Here is an 18,230-nt window from a genome sequence, read left to right on the forward strand (position 1 = left end):
CAAAGCAGAATTGTGGTGAAAACGAGAAGTTCGGTTTCAGTTTAACTCAATTTTTTCAGGTCCGATCGCAACGGCAACAAATGGGAAAGACAGATGAGCAAAACGCCAAACAGCACATCCTTTCCTGTTGCGATGATCGCGGACACCACATGCGAGGGCAAGATGACCATAGCACCTGAGGCCAACAATCGTCCGGCGGCTGACTCAACGGACGGAGATCGCAAATCTCAAGTTCAACAATGGATCAATGGAAAGCTTGGTCGTTGGGCGGGTCGAGGCGCGGCTGGCGGCCTTATGTCCACATTGATGGCTTTGCCCGCGTTGTCGCAAGCAACCGTCGAGGAGCTGTACGCCTTCCAGTTCGCAGAAACAATTCCGGGTGTGCGATCCGCCAAACTGCTGAAAAACGGCGATGTTCTTCTGAAAATGGCTGACGGTCGGACGATGATCGTGGCGGCGGAAAACGTACAGGTTTTGGACAGCGGCGCAATCATGATCGCAGAAGAGGCAGTTGCCGAAATCGCCCAGTTCAGCGCAGCTGAAGCCGGAGCGACAGCTGGTGGAATCAGCGGTGCAGGGGCTGCACTGGGTGGCCTTGGTCTGGCCGGTGCGGCTGCCGCCGCAGGCGGAGGTGGCGGTGGCGGCGATTCCTCTGAACCCGTCGCGTCAGAGCCTGAACCCCAACCCCAACCAGAACCGAGCTACACCAGCCTGAACCTGGCCGAACTTCAGGCAACGGCATTGAACAGCGCCATTACCAATGCCACCGCTCCTGAAGGAACATCGACGGTTGAGGTCACGATAGGTTCGCTTGTCAAAAGCGTAACGCCCAACGATGAGGGCAGTTGGAGCGTTTCTCTCACTGCTGCCGAAGCAAATGCGCTTCCGCAAGGCGTCTCTACGGTGACAGTCAGACATCTGGACGATTCAGGCACGGAACTGTCAAGCGAATCCGTTCAGTTCGATATTGATACAATTCCGCCAACCCTGTCGATCACCGGGTTTTCCGATGGCGTTGTTTTGAATTCGATCGAACAGGCAACAGATCTGACAGTCACCGGAAGGACCGATGCAGAAGACGGGCAGACCGTTACCGTCTCAATGAATGGGCAAGACTATTCGGGCACAGTATCCAACGGACAATGGAGCGTTACTGTCCCGGCGGCAGACCTCTCGGCCCTACCTGATGGCTCGACGATTGCCGTTACCGCTGATGTTGCCGACGCGACGGGAAACTCCGCACCACAGGCTAGCGGAAGCTTTGATACTGATTTTACTGCACCAACTGTTTCTCTGGATCCCGTGGCTGGCGGCTCGATAGAACTGATCGACGTAGCCGGCGACCTGGCCTTGACCGGTTCCACCACGGCAGAGGACTGTCAGACCATCATCGTTACGTTCAACGGACAAGTGCATACAGGCACCGCTTCTGGCGGAAGCTGGAGTGTAACGATCCCCAATTCCGATCTGGGCAGTCTTTCCACCGGAGTGCCCGCATCGATTCTGGTTGCCGTCGAAGATGTGTCGGGCAATCCGGCAGTGCCGCTTCTTGTATCGGTTCCCGTGGACCTGACCGGCCCTTCCATTTCGATATCACCGCTTCCTGTTGGTTCCGTACTGAACGAAACCGAAGCCGGATCCGACTTGACCATCAGCGGGCTGACGTCAAATGTTGAGGATGGTCAACAAGTTACCGTAACCCTCGATGGTCAAGCATATTCCGGAACAGTATCCGGCGGGGCCTGGAACGTGACTGTGCCAACTGGGGATCTGGCGTCTCTGCCGGATGGGAGCAACTTCTCTGTTACAGCGGATGTCGACGACGCCAGCGGCGTGACGGCACCGCATGCTGAAGTGACACTTTCCAAGGATGTGACCGCTCCAACACTCAGCATCGACAGTTTCTCGGACGGAGCTGTCATGAACGCATCCGAGCGGACTACAGATCTTTCAATCTCGGGAAGCACGACAGCAGAAGACGGACAAATCATAACTGTCAGCTTGAACGGGCAGTCCTATACTGCATCGGTTTCTGGAGGCAGCTGGAGCGCGACTGTACCTGCTTCGGATCTGACAGGTCTTTCTGACGCGGCGTCCATCACCGTAACAGCGGATGTCTTGGACGCTGCCGGGAATCCAGCTCCACAAGCCAACAACAGCTTTACCACCGATTTCATGCCACCGACGATCGGAATTTCAACCGTATCCGACGGGGCTGTCATGAACGCCGTTGAACAAGGAACCGACCTGACAGTGTCAGGAACTTCCGATGCGCCGGACGGAACAGTTGTTACCGTCGAGATCACGCGCACTGACGGCACTACGGACGTTACCGGAACGGCAACGGTAACCGGGGGCATCTGGACCTATACGGCAACCGTGACAGATTTGTCTGCCCTGCAAGACATCGACACTTACAATATCAATGCGTCGATCTCGGACGCAGCGGGAAACAACAATCAAACCACAACAAGCTTTGCCACTGACTTCACAGCACCTTCAATAACCATAAACAGTCTGCCTGTGGGTGCCGTGTTGGACGTGACCGAGAGGGGCGTGGATCTTGCAATCTCGGGCACAACCACGGCTGAAGATGGCCAGACCGTTTCGGTTACATTCGGTGGGCAAACCTATACAGACGTTGCATCAAATGGGTCTTGGGCAGTTACCGTTCCCACCAGTGATCTTGGACTGCTCTCTGACGGAACGACCTATTCCATTTCCGCCACTGTTGACGATCTTGCCGGAAACAGCTCCGCAGCCGCGAACAGCTCACTCTCCACAGATTTTCGCCCCTTGTTGACGTTGAACGATATCGGGGTCAACAATTCGATTGCTCTGGGCGATGCTCAAACCTCCGGTATTACCCTCAGCGGTTCATCCGCCGGACTGACAAACGGCCAGTCGGTGGATGTCACGTTGAACGGAACTTCGGTCGGATCAGCAACGGTGACCGCAGACGGATCCTGGACATTGTCTGTCGCAGCGTCTGACTTTTCGGCTGTAGAGGCAGGTGAAGACCTTGTTTTTTCGGCGCAGGCGACAGTTGCGGGTGGGCCAGATCCACAGCCAGCCTCCGAGCAAGCCGTTGCGCACGAACCCGCCGCTTACGTGATCTCTGAAGTCGGGCGCACAGGATCTACGGTGACGTTCGCAATCTACGCCGAAGCCGAACGCGATATCTCCAGCGGTTTGGCTTTGACGGCAGAACTCGAATTTGACTCTTCAGTTGCCACATTCAACAGCGCGTCGGTTTCGGAAAACAACGCCTTCGATTTGTTTTTGGCCAGCCCGGGCGCCGGGGACACGATGAATTTTGCCGGCGCCGCGACAACCTTTACAGATCTCTCTCAGCCGCTTGTCATCTTCACGATGACAATCCAGGACGTCAGCCAGCCTATTGAGCTGACAATCAAAACGTCTGATGGCGGACCAACGACAGTTCAGTTTGGCACCAATAGTGATGACACACTCGTCGCCGCGAATACGGACACCATCACTCGCGGCGGTGATGGCGACGATACCATTGATGTTTCTGCGGCAGGACGAGACATCGTCGTCTTCGAAGCAGACCCGGCCAGCAATGGTACAGACACTGTGACTGGCTTCACGATTGGCCCGGCTGCGGATATAACCGACGCACTGATGTTCCACGGGCTGGACACCAATGCGCTTCGCGGTGATGGCACCGGATTCGATTTGCTTTCCGCTGGCGACATGTTGGGCACAAACACCGGATTTGTCGGTCTTGACACAGTACTCACCGACCTCAACCCCAGCACAATCGAAGCTGCTGTCGAGAGTTTCACCGGAGCCATGGCAGGCGATGAGCTTTACGTGATGGCAACCGACGGAACAAACAGTGTTCTGGTCAAGGTAGATTTCCAGGCGCCGGACGATGCCAGCGTTGAAACCGTGGCCACGTTCCAAGACCTGAGCGATCTGAGCGGCCTGACCGCAGATAACATCCTGCACACCGACCCAACTGGGGCAACGGCTTAACCCGACCCGGCGTACGAACGGACGGAATTCAACATCAAGAGGTGGTTATGGCACAGAATGGCTTAACTCCAGTCAGTATTCGACGACATGGTCATCGGTTCTGGAAGAGGTTTACCTCATTCGATTTCGCGCGAAATATGGCAGATTGCCCCGTTGTTGAAGCCGAAATTCTTCAGGCCGCAGCCACTTTTCCAATCATTTTTCGGAAATCTGAATACGGGTATTACCCAATGGCTGTTTTGTCCATGCATCCAGACCCGCCTACACCATTTGTATCGGCGCAGGGCAATTGGCTTGCGACTTACGTCCCATCCGCTTTGCGCTGCGCTCCGTTCCGGCCCCAACTGATTGAACCGGACGGTGACGGCAGCGACGAATTGCTTGTCGACGAAACGTCTGGGCTCATCACTGACAATCCGGATGACGAAGTATTCTTCGACAAATCAGGGCAACTTTCGCCGGAACTGAAAAAAGTCGCAGCTTTCTTTCGCGCTCTGAAAGAGTCGATGAGATACACAACTCATCTATGTCGTGTTCTTGCTGACATGGGATTGTTTAGTCCGCTTACCTCCTTCCAGGGGGTTGAGGTCCCATGCGGGCATTATGGCGTCAAGCAGAACACTCTGGAGAAAATTCCCCGGGCGCACTTGTCACTGCTTACGTCGAATGGGGGCTTGCGACTGATTCACGCTCATCAGATTTCGCTGACCCATTGTATTTGGCTGGCACATGCTCATGCCCGCGCGCATCGAGTAACTGATGGTTCTCTGACACAAAAGACCACCGGTGTTTCAGGGTTTTTGGACGCGTTGGTTGCGGCGCAACAGAAAGAAGAAGCCATGGACCGTTGCAGGCAGGAGGGTCTCCATGCGTTCCAGTAAGGCAATGCTATCTTGGGTTGCGTTCGCTGTGTTTGCGATACTGCTGTCCGCCTGCACACCCCCTCCTGATTTGTCTTCTGTGGCAGTATCCTTTGCACCCAGGACCACCGGTGCCGGTGCAACAAAGCCATCGGCAGAACTTAGTCAAAGCGCGTTCGGGCAACGCGTGCGCCAGGCGGTAGAGACAAGCCCGACACTGGCACAAAGCGATACCAGAATGGATGTCGCATCAGCCAATCGAGATGCAGCTGAAGGCGCATTTCTTCCGCAGATATCGTTGGGGATAAATGCGCGGTCTGAACGGGTTGAGTCGGATATTGCAGATGTTTCACCTTATCTGAGAATCTCGCAATTGGTTTATGACGGTGGGGCCGCATCAGGAGATCTGACGGCAGCGCGAGCACGCGTTATGGAAAGCCGGGGTGATCAGATTCAAACGGCATCGGCCACGGCGCTGGCGGCCGTTGAGACCTATGTACTTGTCCTTGATCAAAGGAAGATACTCCGTATCGCAGCCGACAATGTCTCGGTCCATGAAGAACTGGTACGTCAAATTTCAGACCGTACAGCGGGTGGGGCGGGTTCAAATGCAGATGTTCTGACCGCTCAGTCCAGAATGGCAGATGCGCGCACAAGACTGGCGGATGCACGAGCACGAACTGATCGGGCCGAAGAGCGATTCCGCGAAGTGTTCGGGACTTTTCCCGGCTTATTACCCCCACCCGTGCCCGCTCCTCCGCTGAATAGAAGTGACGCCCAGATTGTGATGAACAGCCCTCAGATACGCAGGGCTGACGCTGGCTTGCTGGCGGCCAAAGCCGAGTGGTCAGCAGCTCAGGCACGGCGTAAACCGAACGTTCGGGTCGCAGCATTTGCCAACCAAGATGACACTCGGGATGCAAATTTTGGCGTGGATCTTTCATTCAACTACGAGTTGGATAGTACTGGTCAACGCCGTGCCGCCATCGCAGCAGCTGAAGCGGAAGTGAAAGAAGCGGAATTTGCACGAGAGCAATTGGTTCGCGAAATCATGCGGGAACTGGGCTTTATTCGATCCGATCAAAAAGCAGGAGCGGAAAGACTGCGTGCGGCCCGTATTGCGGCGACCGCCAATGCCGACAGTGTTACAGCATCCCGCGCGCAGTTCTCAATTGGGCGTCGCAGCCTGATAGAAATCCTGGACGCTCAGCGCGATTACGTAAATGCGCAAGAACGCCTGATCCTGGCCGAGCAGAGCTTTTTTCTGACCAACTACGCAGCTCTGAGCCTCACCGGAGACATTTTGGATCTGCTCGGCATATCGCCCGGCAACTGGAGCGAGGAGAAATGAGCACGTTGAAATCAATGCAAGACCGCCCTCGTTTGACAAGCTTCGAAGCCTGCCTTCTGAATATTGCCACTACACTTGAACGCCCCCTGACCCTCGCAACAATACAGGCGGCACAGACAGGCGCAGACGGGGATCTGACAATTCGTGACATCGTCGCCGTAGCGCAAAACACTGGTTTACAGGCGGGATATGGCGAGCGGCGCATTACGAAATTTGACGAGACGTTGGCTCCGGCCTTGTTGCTGATGGTCGAAAACAAGGCTATTGTGTATCATGGCCGGGCAAAAAACGGGGCCTTGCTGGTCTTTGACCCGGATCTTGGTGAAGGAATCGGTGAAGTTTCGGAAGAACAGTTGACTGAAACCTACACCGGTTACGCAGTCTTGTTCCGCCGAAATCATACAGATGAATTGGACGCTGGTAACGCGCCTTACCGCGGTCATTGGTTTCGCGCGGCACTATCCGCCAATCGATGGACCTACATTCAGGTCGCGCTCGCTGCGGCGCTGGCAAACCTTCTCGGCTTATCGACGTCAATTTTCATTATGGTCGTCTATGACCGTGTGTTGCCCAATGAGGCAACCGAATCGCTCATTGCCTTGACGGCAGGCGTGGCTCTGGCGCTTCTTTTTGACTTCGCGCTAAAATTGCTGCGGGCAGCGTTTATCGACAAGGCCGGGCAAAAAGCCGACTTGCTCATGGGTCGGCGAATTTTCGACCAAGTTCTGAATATCCAGATGAAGTCGCGCTTGGGTTCTACTGGCGCTATGACCAGTACCATTCGTGAGTTCGAGACCCTGCGCGAGTTCTTCACGTCCGCAACGCTTGTTGCTGTCGTTGATCTGCCGTTCATCGGGTTGTTCATATTTGTGATTTATCTGGTCGGCGGGCAACTGGCATTGGTCCCGGCTCTGGCAGTGCCTGTGGTTCTGCTGACGGGTTTGGCGGTGCAGCCGATCCTGTCTCGCATGGCGGAAAAAAGCCTGTCTGATGGGCAATCTAAACAATCAGTACTCGTGGAAGCTGTCTCGGGTCTCGAAACGATAAAGACGACCGCTGCCGGTCGACAAATGCGTTCTCGGTGGGAGCAGGCGATAGAACGGCAATCCTCGCATGGCGCTCAGAGCCGGGCCGTTACACAATTTGCTCTCAACCTGACCGGTTTTACACAACAATCCGCTCAGGTGCTGATCGTTTTTTATGGTGTTTTTCTGATCACAGACGGTCAGACCAGCATGGGTGCATTGGTTGCCTCGGTGATGCTAACAGGGCGGGCACTGGCACCTTTGGGGCAGCTGGCTCAGACGTTGACAAGGCTTAACCAAGCCCGAAGTGCATACCGAAACCTCAACACTCTGATGATGGCGGAAAGCGAACGCCCACAAGGCCGAACATGGGTCAACCGGCCCGATTTCAAAGGAGAGATCGCCTTCAACAACGTGTATTTTTCCTACCCTGACCGAGGGGAAGATACCCTGCAAGGCGTTTCATTCACGATCAAACCGGGTGAAAAAGTGGCGATCCTGGGTCAGATTGGCTGTGGAAAAAGCACCATCGCACGCCTGATGCTGGGATTGTACGCGCCGCGTGTTGGATCTGTTACGTTCGACGGCCTTGATATCCGCCAGATCGATCCTGGCGATCTGCGCCGCAACATCGGATCTATCCTACAGGACATATGGCTCTTTTCCGGGTCCGTCCGGGACAATATCGCAAGTGGCGCAATCCGGCCAAAAGATCAGAAACTGATCGAAGCAGGCCGCACCGCCGGGGTTGAAGATTTCGTGGCCACCCATCCAGGCGGTTACGATCTTCAACTCGCGGAACGTGGCGAAGGACTCTCTGGCGGACAACGGCAGGCTATTGCCCTGGCAAGAGCACTCATCGGCCGTCCGCCGGTTCTCCTGCTTGATGAACCAACAAGCGCGATGGATGTCAAAACCGAAGCCCAAGTTATCCAGCGTCTGAAAAAAAGCTCTGCGGACTCAACCATGGTTGTCATAACGCACAGAACCAGCCTGTTGGAGCTTGTTGACAGAGTCATAATCCTTGAAAACGGGAAAATCGCAGCAGATGGTCCTAAGAGCCTACTGACACAACATGTTCGTCCGACAGGGAGGCACCTGAATGTCGCAGCATCCTGACCTGGCCGCACTGGCTAGAGAGATGCAGGGGCGCTCTCCTGTCCGGAGTTCGTTGCTGCTGCTGGTGATCCTGTTCTGCCTGATCGCCGCCGGATTGTGGGCGTATCTGACTGAACTGGACGATGTCACGCGTGTGGACGGCCGAATCGTGCCTTCAGGGGACATTCAGTTGATCGAAGCCACCGAGCCCGGCGTATTGCAGTCGTTGCATGTTCGCGAAGGTCAATTGGTCGACAAAGGTGCATTGCTGATGGAACTCGACACGACCCAGATTGACAGTCAGCTCAGTCAGGAACAACAACGCGCATTCGGACTTATGGCCCGGATCCAACGTCTTCGGTCCGAAATAGATGGGACACAACTGGAGTTCGATGTCCAACTGATCAATGGCGCGCTGACCCTCGTACAATCTGAAACTGCACTGTACCAAGGGCGACGGGCTGAATTGGAGGCAGAAATCGCCATCCTGGAGCGTCAGCGTCAACAAAAGCAAAGAGAATTTGAGGAAGGCCTGGTCGATCAAGTGACGGCAGACGAAACTCTACTGGTCCTGGCCGAAGAGAGGGCGATCATGGCTCCGCTGGTCGAGCGTCAAATGGAGCCTTCAACAACATTGCTTGCGTTGCGGCGGAGTGAAGCCGAATGGCGTGGTCGCAAGGTTCGGGCAGAAGCTGTAACCAACAGGTTGCAAACGGGCTTGGACGAAATCGACGATCGGATTCAAGCGGTGCGAAGCCGGTTTCGCAGCGCAGCGCTGACGGATTTGGCGCTTGCCACTGCCGAGCTGGCTGCTTTGCAACCCGCCTTGCCCGCTTTGCGCGACCGGGCCTCAAGAGCGCAGGTTCGGTCTCCGGTACGCGGCATTGTAAACCGAATTCATCGCTCAACTATCGGCGGCCTTGCCCGTAGCGGAGAGGACCTTGTTGAAATCGTACCGCTGGACGACACATTGCTTGTCGAAGCTTATGTAAAGCCTGAGGACATCGCGTTTTTGCACGCGGGTCAGCCTGTGAAAGTCAAAATCACGGCTTATGATTTTGCACGATACGGGGCACTGGATGGTGAAATCATTCGCATCGGCGCGGACACGATCACACGATCAGAGCGTAATGATGAAGATGTCTTTGTTGTGGAAATCCGAACCAATAACACCATGCTTGATGGCAATGGCATAGCAGTCGAAATCATACCAGGCATGATCGCTGAAGTGGACATCCTGTCTGGCCGCAAATCAGTGCTGGATTACATTCTGCAACCGGTTGTGAAGATAAAAGATCAGGCGTTGCGCGAATAAGCGAAGGGACGATTTATGTTCGACGAGTCAGTTCCAACACGGGTATCAAGTTGTCAGCAGCTTCAGCATTGAGTGCTCGAAGAGACCAAACAGATATGGAAAACAACTCATCTGACCAAGTTTCGGCCGATTGGATCAGCGCCTACTTCCAACCAACGTCACCCAAGAATATATACCCTGCTCCATAGATCGTCTTGATCAACCGCGGGTTCTTGGGATCCTCTCCCAGCTTGGTACGCAACCTGGAAATCCGAACATCCATCGCCCTGTCAAAACTGTCTCCGGCTGCACCGCCCAGGGACTCTTGCATTTGCCCCCTGCTGATCAGCCGCTTGGGGCTTTCCAGAAACAGACGCAGGACTTCCCCCTCAGCATGGCTGAACGGTGTTTCGTCACCTGATTCATTTTCAAGAACGTATCGGTCAAAATGTGCGGTCCAGCCGTTGAATTCTGCCGTATCCGAATGTGAGGTCTGAGTGCGGGGTGTTCTTAATCTTGCCCTGACCCGCGCCACGACTTCCGCAGGGTCAAACGGTTTTGTAATATAGTCGTCTGCACCAAGCTCCAATCCTGTAACACGATCCTGCACCTGCGCACGCCCTGAAATAATGATCACGGCCGCACCTTGTTCCAGCGCCAGACGATGAACCAACGCCAGCCCATCCGTGTCCGGCAAGGACAGGTCGACCAGACAGACATCAGGCGTCACACGATTGAGCGCAGCCTCGAACTCTCGCGCGCGGGAAAAACTCTGCGTTCGGAAACCGGCATCCTCCAGGGCGTCCGTCAGGATGCGTCGGACTTCGGGTTCGTCGTCGAGGATGGTAACCAGCGGTTGCGTCATCAGGCGGCCTCGGTTTGGATCAGGTCTGACAATTGAGCCTGCGAAAACGGTTTACGCAACACCGGGGCCAACGCAAGGGCGCGCCGGTACAACGGGTCCGAACTGGGCAGTGATGTCATAAGGATACATGGCAATCCCGGCTTCACCTGTCGCAATATGTCCAGACCGGTCCCACTTCCTTCCAGACGAATGTCAGATAGAACAAGAGAAATGTCTTCAACGCTGTTTATCAGCGCCAACGCCTCATCTACCGAATTGGCCTCGATGACGGCGAAGCCCAGCTCTACCAGCATATCCCGAAACTGACCCCGCAGATCTTCACTGTCTTCAACCAGAAGTACCAAACCGTTCTGCACGGGCGGAGCAGGTCGAAATGGAAGCCGCAAAACAACGGACGCGCCTGATGGCGTGTTTTTGAGATGCAAATCGCCACCGGCGAGCTTCACAGTGTCATACACCATGGGGAGACCCAGCCCCGACCCGTCGCTTCCCTTGGTGGTAAAGAAAGGATTCAACGCCTTTTCCAGCGCCTCTGGTGTAAAGCCCGGGCCAGTGTCTGATACGGTGACTTCAATCCAAATTTCTCCGATAGTATGCGCGCTGATTGTAATCTGGCCCGAACTGCCGCAGGCGTCCCGCGCATTCAGCACCAGATTCAGCAATGCATCCTGTACCATTCCCGGGTCCAGCATCAAAGCCCGGTCCGGTAAAGTGTTGACCACTGACAAACCGACGCCGCGCGGTAAAGAAGGCGAGGCCAAAATTCTCAGGTCTTCCAAAAGTGCCCTCATATCCGTGGCCTGAGGCTGTGGCGTACGGTTCCCGGTCATGTCCGCGATCCGGTTCAGCAATTGCCCACCCCGACGCGCGGTTTGCTGAGTCGCGGCAACAAGCTCGTGCGCCTCATCCGACAGGTCCATTTTGTTCAGTTTGGACTGCATCCCAAGGATGATCGTCAGCAAATTGGAGAAGTCGTGTGCCAACCCACTGGTCATTTGGGCGGCCATCGCCCGTCGGCGTGTTTGCTGCAAGACAACGCGCGCCTGCGTTTCTTCGGTGATGTCAACCGACATCACATACACGCCTCCGGCGTCATCCGGAGTGAATGAAACCCGGATGCGGCGGGAATCCTGATCCTCGTTGAACTCGAATACGGAGGTTTCTCCGTCATATGCTTTTGCCAGATGCGTTTCGACCCTCTGAAACGCGGCGGCGCCAAGCGCTTCAGATATGTGAAGCCCCAAAATTTCGGACGGACGTCCGGGCAAGACAGCGCTCAAACGGCGGTTGGAGTAATCATATCGACCAGTGCTATCCAAATGCGCGATATGAGCCGGCATCATTTCAGTCATCATGCGTGTGCGGGCTTCGATCTCGGTCAGCTCGCGTTTGGCCTCTTCCAATGCAGTGATCGTGGCCGCAAGCTTTCGGTTGGTTGCAGACAGTTCTTCGGCGTGGCCGAGCAATTGTTCCGACAATTCTTCCGATCGCGCCCGCAGCAGGTTTTCTGCACGCCGGGTGCCGGTTATGTCGGTGTAGACCGCAACCCATCCGCCCTGCGGCAGTGGCGCGCCTTCAATCGAGATAACTTGCCCGTTGGGTCGTACTCGTTCCATATAATGAGGCTCAAACGCCAAAGCCTGCTCTACACGCAGGTTGACCATTTCCTCCACTCTTTCTTCGTCACCGTATTCCCCACGGCTGGCGAGAAAATGGATGGTATCCCGAAACAAGGCTCCGCGTTCGACCAGTTCATCCGGCAGGTCGAACATTTCCTTGAACCGACGATTGCTCAGCACCAGTTTCAGCTTACTGTCATAGATCGAAAGCGCCTGACCGATGAGGTTCAGCCCGGCAGTCGTCATCGCCTTTATGCGCTGTTCGGTGATGTCCAAGTTGGTCCTCTCCACAACCCATGGGTACCATCAGAATTCATGCGCCGGTAGTGGAATTGATGAACGACAAAATGTCCAAAGCAATTTGCCTTATCCAACAGAAAAGAGGACGAAAGCGTGCAGTGATCCTAATACCTGGAACGGGACTTCGCGCCTTCGGAGGTGATGGAGTGCAACGACAAGGTATGATCCATGTTTCGCATCCGGTGGCGCAGCATCTGTCTGCCCAATCGGGCAAGATCAGCCGAAAACTCGGGGTTTTCCGCAAGATTTTCGAATTCTCCCCGGCCCTGATGATCAAACAGGATCGGCGGGAGGTCAGCTGCAAATTCGATCAACGTGAATCGTTCGTCCCGCAATATTCCCAGACATGAATCGCTGTTTCCCGTTCCCAACCGCTGTTGCCAGACGGTCGGTTCTTCGGGTTCGGAGAAATCCAGCTCGCTGAAGGAATAGCTGCGCCAGTCATCGGGGACGTCGCCATGCAACAAGGGCAGCAAAGAGCGGCCATCCATGGCGTTAGGGGCAGTCTGCCCAATCCAATCAAGGATTGTCGGTGTCACGTCAACGGATTCGGTAGGCACGGTGACTTTTGCGCCGGCCCTTGCCTCGTTCCCCGGCACGCGGATCATAAGCGGAGTGTGATAGGCCGCATCGTACACAGTCATTTTGCCCCAGCTGTACCTATCGCCCAGCATTTCGCCATGATCAGCCGTTATGACCAACATGGTATCGTCGTATTGCCCACTGTCCTTGAGATACTGAACAACGCGCCCGATATGGTGATCGACCTCAGTCGCCAATCCCAGATAAACAGCTCGCAAAGTGCGAACGTTTTCATCTGTTGGCTCAACATCATCGAAGCCATGAACAAACTTATTTGCGGTATAAGAATCCAGCTTTGGCCCGAAAAAAGGATGAAGCGCCTTTTCAGCGGTTTCACTCGGCAAGCGCTGCGGCAGCGGGATATCCGTCGGATCGTACATGTCGTTATACGGAGCAGGTGCGACCAAAGGTGGATGCGGACGGATGTAAGTCAGATGAGCAAACCATCCCTGGCCACGATAAGGTGCAATCCCGTCCAGAAACGCATCGGTCAGGAAGGCCGTGTCGCTGTGTTCAGCCCGATACATGGCCGGGTCGTTCAACTTGGGAACCTGACCATCCGGAGAGACAGGCTTGTAGACATCCCAATATGTCTCGAACGTGTAGCCATTTTTCATCAAATATGATTGCCAGGGATATGACTCTTCCAGGCGCATTTCGACAACTTCAAGGAACCCGTTCATCGATTGCTCATAAGATTTGAGCACGGGATCGTTGAGATCATGGACTCGGGGGTCGGCAGACGTATCTGTGTACCCGAACAGCATCGGCATATAACCCGCCTTTCGCATTTCCGTAGCAATGTTCGGAGTGTCATGACGCAGCGGCGTACCATTTCGCACGGAACGATGGTTCATCGCGTATTGGCCGGTCAAAATCGATGCTCGGGATGGTCCACAGGGATTGGTGACAGAGAAATGGCGCGTAAAGGTCACAGCCTCATCCATGAAGGCCCGCAGGTTCGGTAGTTTTACGTTATCGGCCAGAGCGCCGCTCAGGCAATCTGCCCTCAATTGGTCGATGATGATGAACAGAACGTTCTTGGCGTGATGCATACCGACTTCTCCGAAATTCGCACCCTGGGTTCCGCTGCGGAATGTGTCCCGCTTCCGATCTTCGCGCAACCGATTAGTCGAACAGTCCTGCGTTTTCTCTTCCAGTCTGATTTGACCCGAGAAAAACAACGCTCCCATTTCAAGTTTCGAGTATTCCTACTCACGACCCGGCGTGACGCCAAGGCCATCCTTCGCAGCAAAAACCAGGCCAAATGGCACAAAGTCATTGCGGGCATTGAGTGTTTTACTTCACATGGCACCATGACGCAGCCAACGATAACATCAGAGCGCGACGCCAGCGGCAATCAAGTGCGCATTTCTGGTGAGTTGGTCACCCAATCCCTGCAAACTGTGGAGCGTGATTTTGCTGCAGTCCAACCTTTCGGGGGCAAGGTCGTTTTTGATCTGTCCGGCGTCGAAGCACTGGATACGGGCGGAGCCTGGCTGGTTGCAGACCTTGGCCGGAGGTTCACGTCAAACGGTGCCACACTGGAGTTTCACGGTGTGAAACCCGCACATGCGGCGCTGATAGACACTGTAACCCGCAGTATCCCGGACAAACCCGGAAAGCTCGAGGAACCTCGTGGATTTCTGGACTGGGTCGCTCATGTGGGTCAGGGCACATTCGGAGCCTGGAAGGATACTCTATCGATCCTCGAATTTCTGGGCCTTACCTTGCACCGCTTGTTTCGGTCCCTGGTCATGCCGTGGCGCCTGCGAAAAGCGGCATTGGTGACGCATATGCAGGAAACTGGGGTCAAAGCCCTTCCCATCGTGGCCCTGATGGGTTTTCTGATCGGTGTCGTGCTGGCCTTTCAGGGTGCGACACAGCTGAAACAGTTCGGGGCAGAAATCTTTGTGGTCGAATTGATCTCGATCTCTATTCTGCGAGAGCTGGGAATTTTGCTGACCGCCATTATCGTTGCCGGCCGCTCGGGTTCCGCATTTACGGCCTCGATTGGTTCGATGAAAGTACAGGAAGAGATTGACGCCATGCGGACGCTGGGTCTTGACCCGATCGAGGTTCTGGTCGTTCCACGTGTTTTGGCGTTGTTGATAATGCTGCCCATTCTTGGCTTTGTCGCAGATGTTGCCGGCCTGTTCGGCGGGGCCCTTATGAGCTGGATCGATCTGGGCGTAAGCCCGGGCATGTTTGTCACTCGTTTGAAAGAAAACACCGATGTCTGGCAACTTGCAGTTGGTTTAATCAAGGCACCGTTCTTTGCATTGGTCATCGGGGTTATAGCCTGCTGGCAGGCCATGCAGGTAAAAGGGTCTGCCCAGAGTGTCGGGCAGCGTACGACAGCTTCGGTCGTGCAATCCATTTTCATGGTGATTGCAATCGACGCATTGTTTTCGATTTTCTTTTCAGAAATCGGAATCTGACATGAACGATGGCATCCAACACAAGGCCGCACACACCACAGCGCAGCGTGACGCCGTGATCCGTGTTCGCGGTCTCAGGAACCAATTCGGAACACAGGTGGTTCATGACGACCTGAACCTTGATGTCTGGCGTGGCGAGGTTCTTGGTATTGTTGGCGGGTCCGGAACCGGAAAATCCGTTTTACTTCGTACAATTGTGGGTCTGAACAAACCTGCGGCGGGCAGTATAGAAGTGCTGGGCGTCGATGTCCTGAACGGCCCCGAAGAAGATCGCCGCAGGATAGAACGGCACTGGGGCGTAGCCTTTCAGGATGGTGCGCTGTTTTCATCGCTGACCGTATTGCAAAACGTGATGGCCCCACTGCGAGAACACACGGGCATTAGTGAAAAGCTGATGGAATCGCTGGGCGCGTTGAAGATCAGCCTCGTGGGTCTACCCCAGCTGAGTTGCGGCAAGTTTCCATCGGAACTGTCGGGCGGAATGCGAAAGCGCGCCGCGCTGGCACGGGCACTGGCGCTCGATCCCGAGATCGTTTTTCTGGATGAACCGACTGCCGGGTTGGACCCGATTGGCGCGGCTGCATATGATGAACTGATCCGCGAATTGCAGCAGGCACTTGGGTTGACGGTTTTCATGGTCACTCACGATCTGGACAGCCTTTACGCCATCTGCGACCGCATTGCAGTGCTTGCAGAAAAACGCGTGCTGGTTGAAGGTCCGATTGAGGACATGACCAAAGTGGACCATCCTTGGGTGCAGGAATATTTCACAGGCCCCCGAGCCCGCGCGGCGCAACAGAAGGGTCAGGACAGGTAAAGGCGATGGAAACCAAAGCAAATTACATCCTGATCGGCGCGTTCACCCTTGCGGGGCTGTTGGGCGTTTTCGGCTTTTTCCTGTGGTTGGCGAAATTCGAAGTGACCCGGCAATACGCTTATTACGACGTATTATTCGATAACGTCTCGGGGCTTTCGGCGGCGGGTGGGGTAAATTTCAACGGCCTTCCTGTTGGGCAGGTGCTTTCTTTGAACCTGGACAAGGACGATCCGTCCAAGGTTCGGGTGCGTATAGAAGTGGATGCAGATATTCCGATCACCGAAGAAACGATCGCCCAGCTTCAATCGTTGGGCGTAACCGGCGTAGGTTACATCGAACTTACCGGCGGGTCACCGACCGCCAAAAGATTGCCGCAGGACGGCGTGATCAAAAGCAAGCGCAGCACCATCCAGTCTTTGTTTGAAGGCGCACCGAAGGTGCTGGACGAGGCCGTTACACTTCTGGAAAACCTGAACAAGGTCGTTGACGACAAGAACCGGCAAGCCGTGAGCGGCATTCTGGATAACCTTGCCTCTGCAACCAGCCGGCTGGACAAGACTTTGACAAGCTTTGACTCCGTGGCCAGCGACATAGGCAGCGCAGCCCGAGATATTGGAGAGTTTTCAAAACGTCTGGACCCTCTGATCGAAACGGCCGAGACGACCCTCAAGACCGGCACGGAGACGCTCAATTCAGTTAAGTCCGCGTCCGAGTCAGCCAAGACCGCGCTGGACGAAGCGAAAACGACGATCGAGACAGCAGACCGCATCCTGCAGCAAGACATTCAACCTTTCATCGAGCGCGGATCGCAACTGGCCGAACGGTTGACCGTCTTGTCGGATGAGGGCAGTGTCACACTTGGAATTGTGAATGAAACCGTGTTGAACGCCAACACGACACTTGGTTCGATAACTACTGCAATGGACACAGCCAAAGGCGCGCTGTCTTCGGCAGAAACAGCCTTTGATTCAGCCAATCGCGTCATGGAAGAAGATGTGGCACCCGTTGCGGAAGATATCCGAAAGGCAGCCAACCAGGTAACCGAAACAGTCTCGAACATCACAGATAAGATCGATCAAATTTCGGACGATGTCCTGAGCGCATCGAATTCTGCGTCAGAGCTGCTGGGAACAATTGACGGCATCGTTCAGACCAACCGCCGCCAGGTTTCGGATTTCCTGCGGGTTGGTCTGCCGCAATTTATCCGCTTCGTCGAAGAATCCCAACGTCTTGTGATCAGCCTCGACCGTCTGGTGGACAAAGTCGAACGTGATCCTGCGCGGTTTCTGCTGGGCACCCAAGCATCGGAGTTCCGTCAATGATCAAGCCTGCAATTGCAATACTGACGTTTGCATTGGTCGGTGGATGTGCCGGATTGGGCACTTTGAAACAAGCCGCGAAACCTAACGATCTGTATCTGTTGACACCCAAAAGCACGTTTTCGTCGGCGCTGCCGCGAATACAGAAACAGATCGTTGTTGAAGAACCAACAGCAACCGCCGCTGTGAACACGGATCAGATCGCCATTCAGCCCACCCCGTTTCAGGTTCAGTATTTGCCACGGGCGCGTTGGGTGGATCGCGCACCTCTGATCGTTCAGACGCTGTTGATCGAGAGCTTTGAGAACTCTGGCAAAGTCGCTGCCGTTGGCCGGTCAACGGTTGGATTGCGCGCTGATTATGTGATCGCACCGGACCTGCGCGAGTTTCAGGGCATTGTTGTCGCGGACCCCGAGAACGGAGACAAAATCCGTATCGAAGTACGCATGAACATAAAGGTCATTGATGAATACGACGACAAGATCATCGCTTCGAATTCGTTTCAGGAAAATGTCGTTGCCGCAAGCGACCAGACATCAGATCTGATCAAGGCGTTTGATTTAGCCCTGGGGCGCGCGATGCGGGATGCCGTTGAATGGAGCATTCGCAGGATCAACACGCATGTGGCCAACAATCCCAGATCGAACCCCAGTTAAG

General features: G+C 54.9%; 12 protein-coding genes. 9 read left to right on the forward strand and 3 right to left on the reverse strand.

The window, feature by feature from the left end; translation table 11 throughout:
- The first annotated feature begins 93 nt into the window (after positions 1 to 93).
- Genes AC2FJB_RS10955 through AC2FJB_RS10975 form a run of 5 tightly spaced genes read left to right on the forward strand, consistent with a single transcriptional unit; the run spans position 94 to position 9,651 of the window.
- Positions 94 to 4,002 (forward strand): Ig-like domain-containing protein, encoded by a 3,909-nt coding sequence (locus AC2FJB_RS10955; RefSeq protein WP_496718450.1) that lies wholly within the window; start codon positions 94 to 96, stop codon positions 4,000 to 4,002.
- Positions 4,003 to 4,049: 47 nt separating this feature from the next.
- Positions 4,050 to 4,883: a SapC family protein gene (locus tag AC2FJB_RS10960; protein ID WP_496718449.1), complete on the forward strand. Its 834-nt coding sequence runs from the start codon at positions 4,050 to 4,052 to the stop codon at positions 4,881 to 4,883.
- A complete protein-coding gene (locus tag AC2FJB_RS10965; protein ID WP_496718448.1) occupies positions 4,870 to 6,213 on the forward strand; it encodes a TolC family protein in 1,344 nt (447 codons plus the stop codon). Before AC2FJB_RS10960 ends, AC2FJB_RS10965 begins: the two co-directional genes overlap by 14 nt.
- Entirely contained in the window at positions 6,210 to 8,357 is a 2,148-nt protein-coding gene (locus tag AC2FJB_RS10970; RefSeq protein WP_496718447.1) for a type I secretion system permease/ATPase, read from the forward strand. Before AC2FJB_RS10965 ends, AC2FJB_RS10970 begins: the two co-directional genes overlap by 4 nt.
- A complete protein-coding gene (locus AC2FJB_RS10975) occupies positions 8,341 to 9,651 on the forward strand; it encodes an HlyD family type I secretion periplasmic adaptor subunit (protein ID WP_496718445.1) in 1,311 nt (436 codons plus the stop codon). The genes AC2FJB_RS10970 and AC2FJB_RS10975 overlap by 17 nt, the downstream gene beginning before the upstream one ends.
- A 142-nt stretch (positions 9,652 to 9,793) precedes the next feature.
- Here the strand turns inward: AC2FJB_RS10975 and AC2FJB_RS10980 are convergent, their stop codons facing one another.
- From AC2FJB_RS10980 to AC2FJB_RS10990, 3 genes are all read right to left on the reverse strand, one after another.
- Entirely contained in the window at positions 9,794 to 10,495 is a 702-nt protein-coding gene (locus tag AC2FJB_RS10980) for a response regulator transcription factor (RefSeq protein ID WP_496718444.1), read from the reverse strand.
- Positions 10,495 to 12,390, reverse strand: coding sequence for a PAS-domain containing protein (locus AC2FJB_RS10985; protein WP_496718442.1), 1,896 nt, complete (start codon positions 12,388 to 12,390; stop codon positions 10,495 to 10,497). Before AC2FJB_RS10985 ends, AC2FJB_RS10980 begins: the two co-directional genes overlap by 1 nt.
- A gap of 128 nt (positions 12,391 to 12,518) precedes the next feature.
- Positions 12,519 to 14,051, reverse strand: a complete 1,533-nt coding sequence (locus tag AC2FJB_RS10990; RefSeq protein ID WP_496718493.1) for an alkaline phosphatase family protein — start codon at positions 14,049 to 14,051, stop codon at positions 12,519 to 12,521.
- Between the two features lie 261 nt (positions 14,052 to 14,312).
- Between AC2FJB_RS10990 and AC2FJB_RS10995 the strand changes: the two genes are divergently transcribed.
- Genes AC2FJB_RS10995 through AC2FJB_RS11010 form a run of 4 tightly spaced genes read left to right on the forward strand, consistent with a single transcriptional unit; the run spans position 14,313 to position 18,229 of the window.
- Complete coding sequence (locus AC2FJB_RS10995; protein ID WP_117874086.1) at positions 14,313 to 15,437, forward strand: ABC transporter permease; 1,125 nt, start codon at positions 14,313 to 14,315, stop codon at positions 15,435 to 15,437.
- Position 15,438: 1 nt separating this feature from the next.
- Positions 15,439 to 16,254: an ABC transporter ATP-binding protein gene (locus AC2FJB_RS11000; protein ID WP_496718441.1), complete on the forward strand. Its 816-nt coding sequence runs from the start codon at positions 15,439 to 15,441 to the stop codon at positions 16,252 to 16,254.
- Positions 16,255 to 16,259: 5 nt separating this feature from the next.
- Positions 16,260 to 17,576, forward strand: coding sequence for an MlaD family protein (locus AC2FJB_RS11005; RefSeq protein ID WP_496718440.1), 1,317 nt, complete (start codon positions 16,260 to 16,262; stop codon positions 17,574 to 17,576).
- Positions 17,573 to 18,229: an ABC-type transport auxiliary lipoprotein family protein gene (locus AC2FJB_RS11010; protein ID WP_117873719.1), complete on the forward strand. Its 657-nt coding sequence runs from the start codon at positions 17,573 to 17,575 to the stop codon at positions 18,227 to 18,229. Before AC2FJB_RS11005 ends, AC2FJB_RS11010 begins: the two co-directional genes overlap by 4 nt.
- Position 18,230 lies beyond the last annotated feature (1 nt).

The organism is Ruegeria sp. CDSC085, assembly GCF_059610465.1.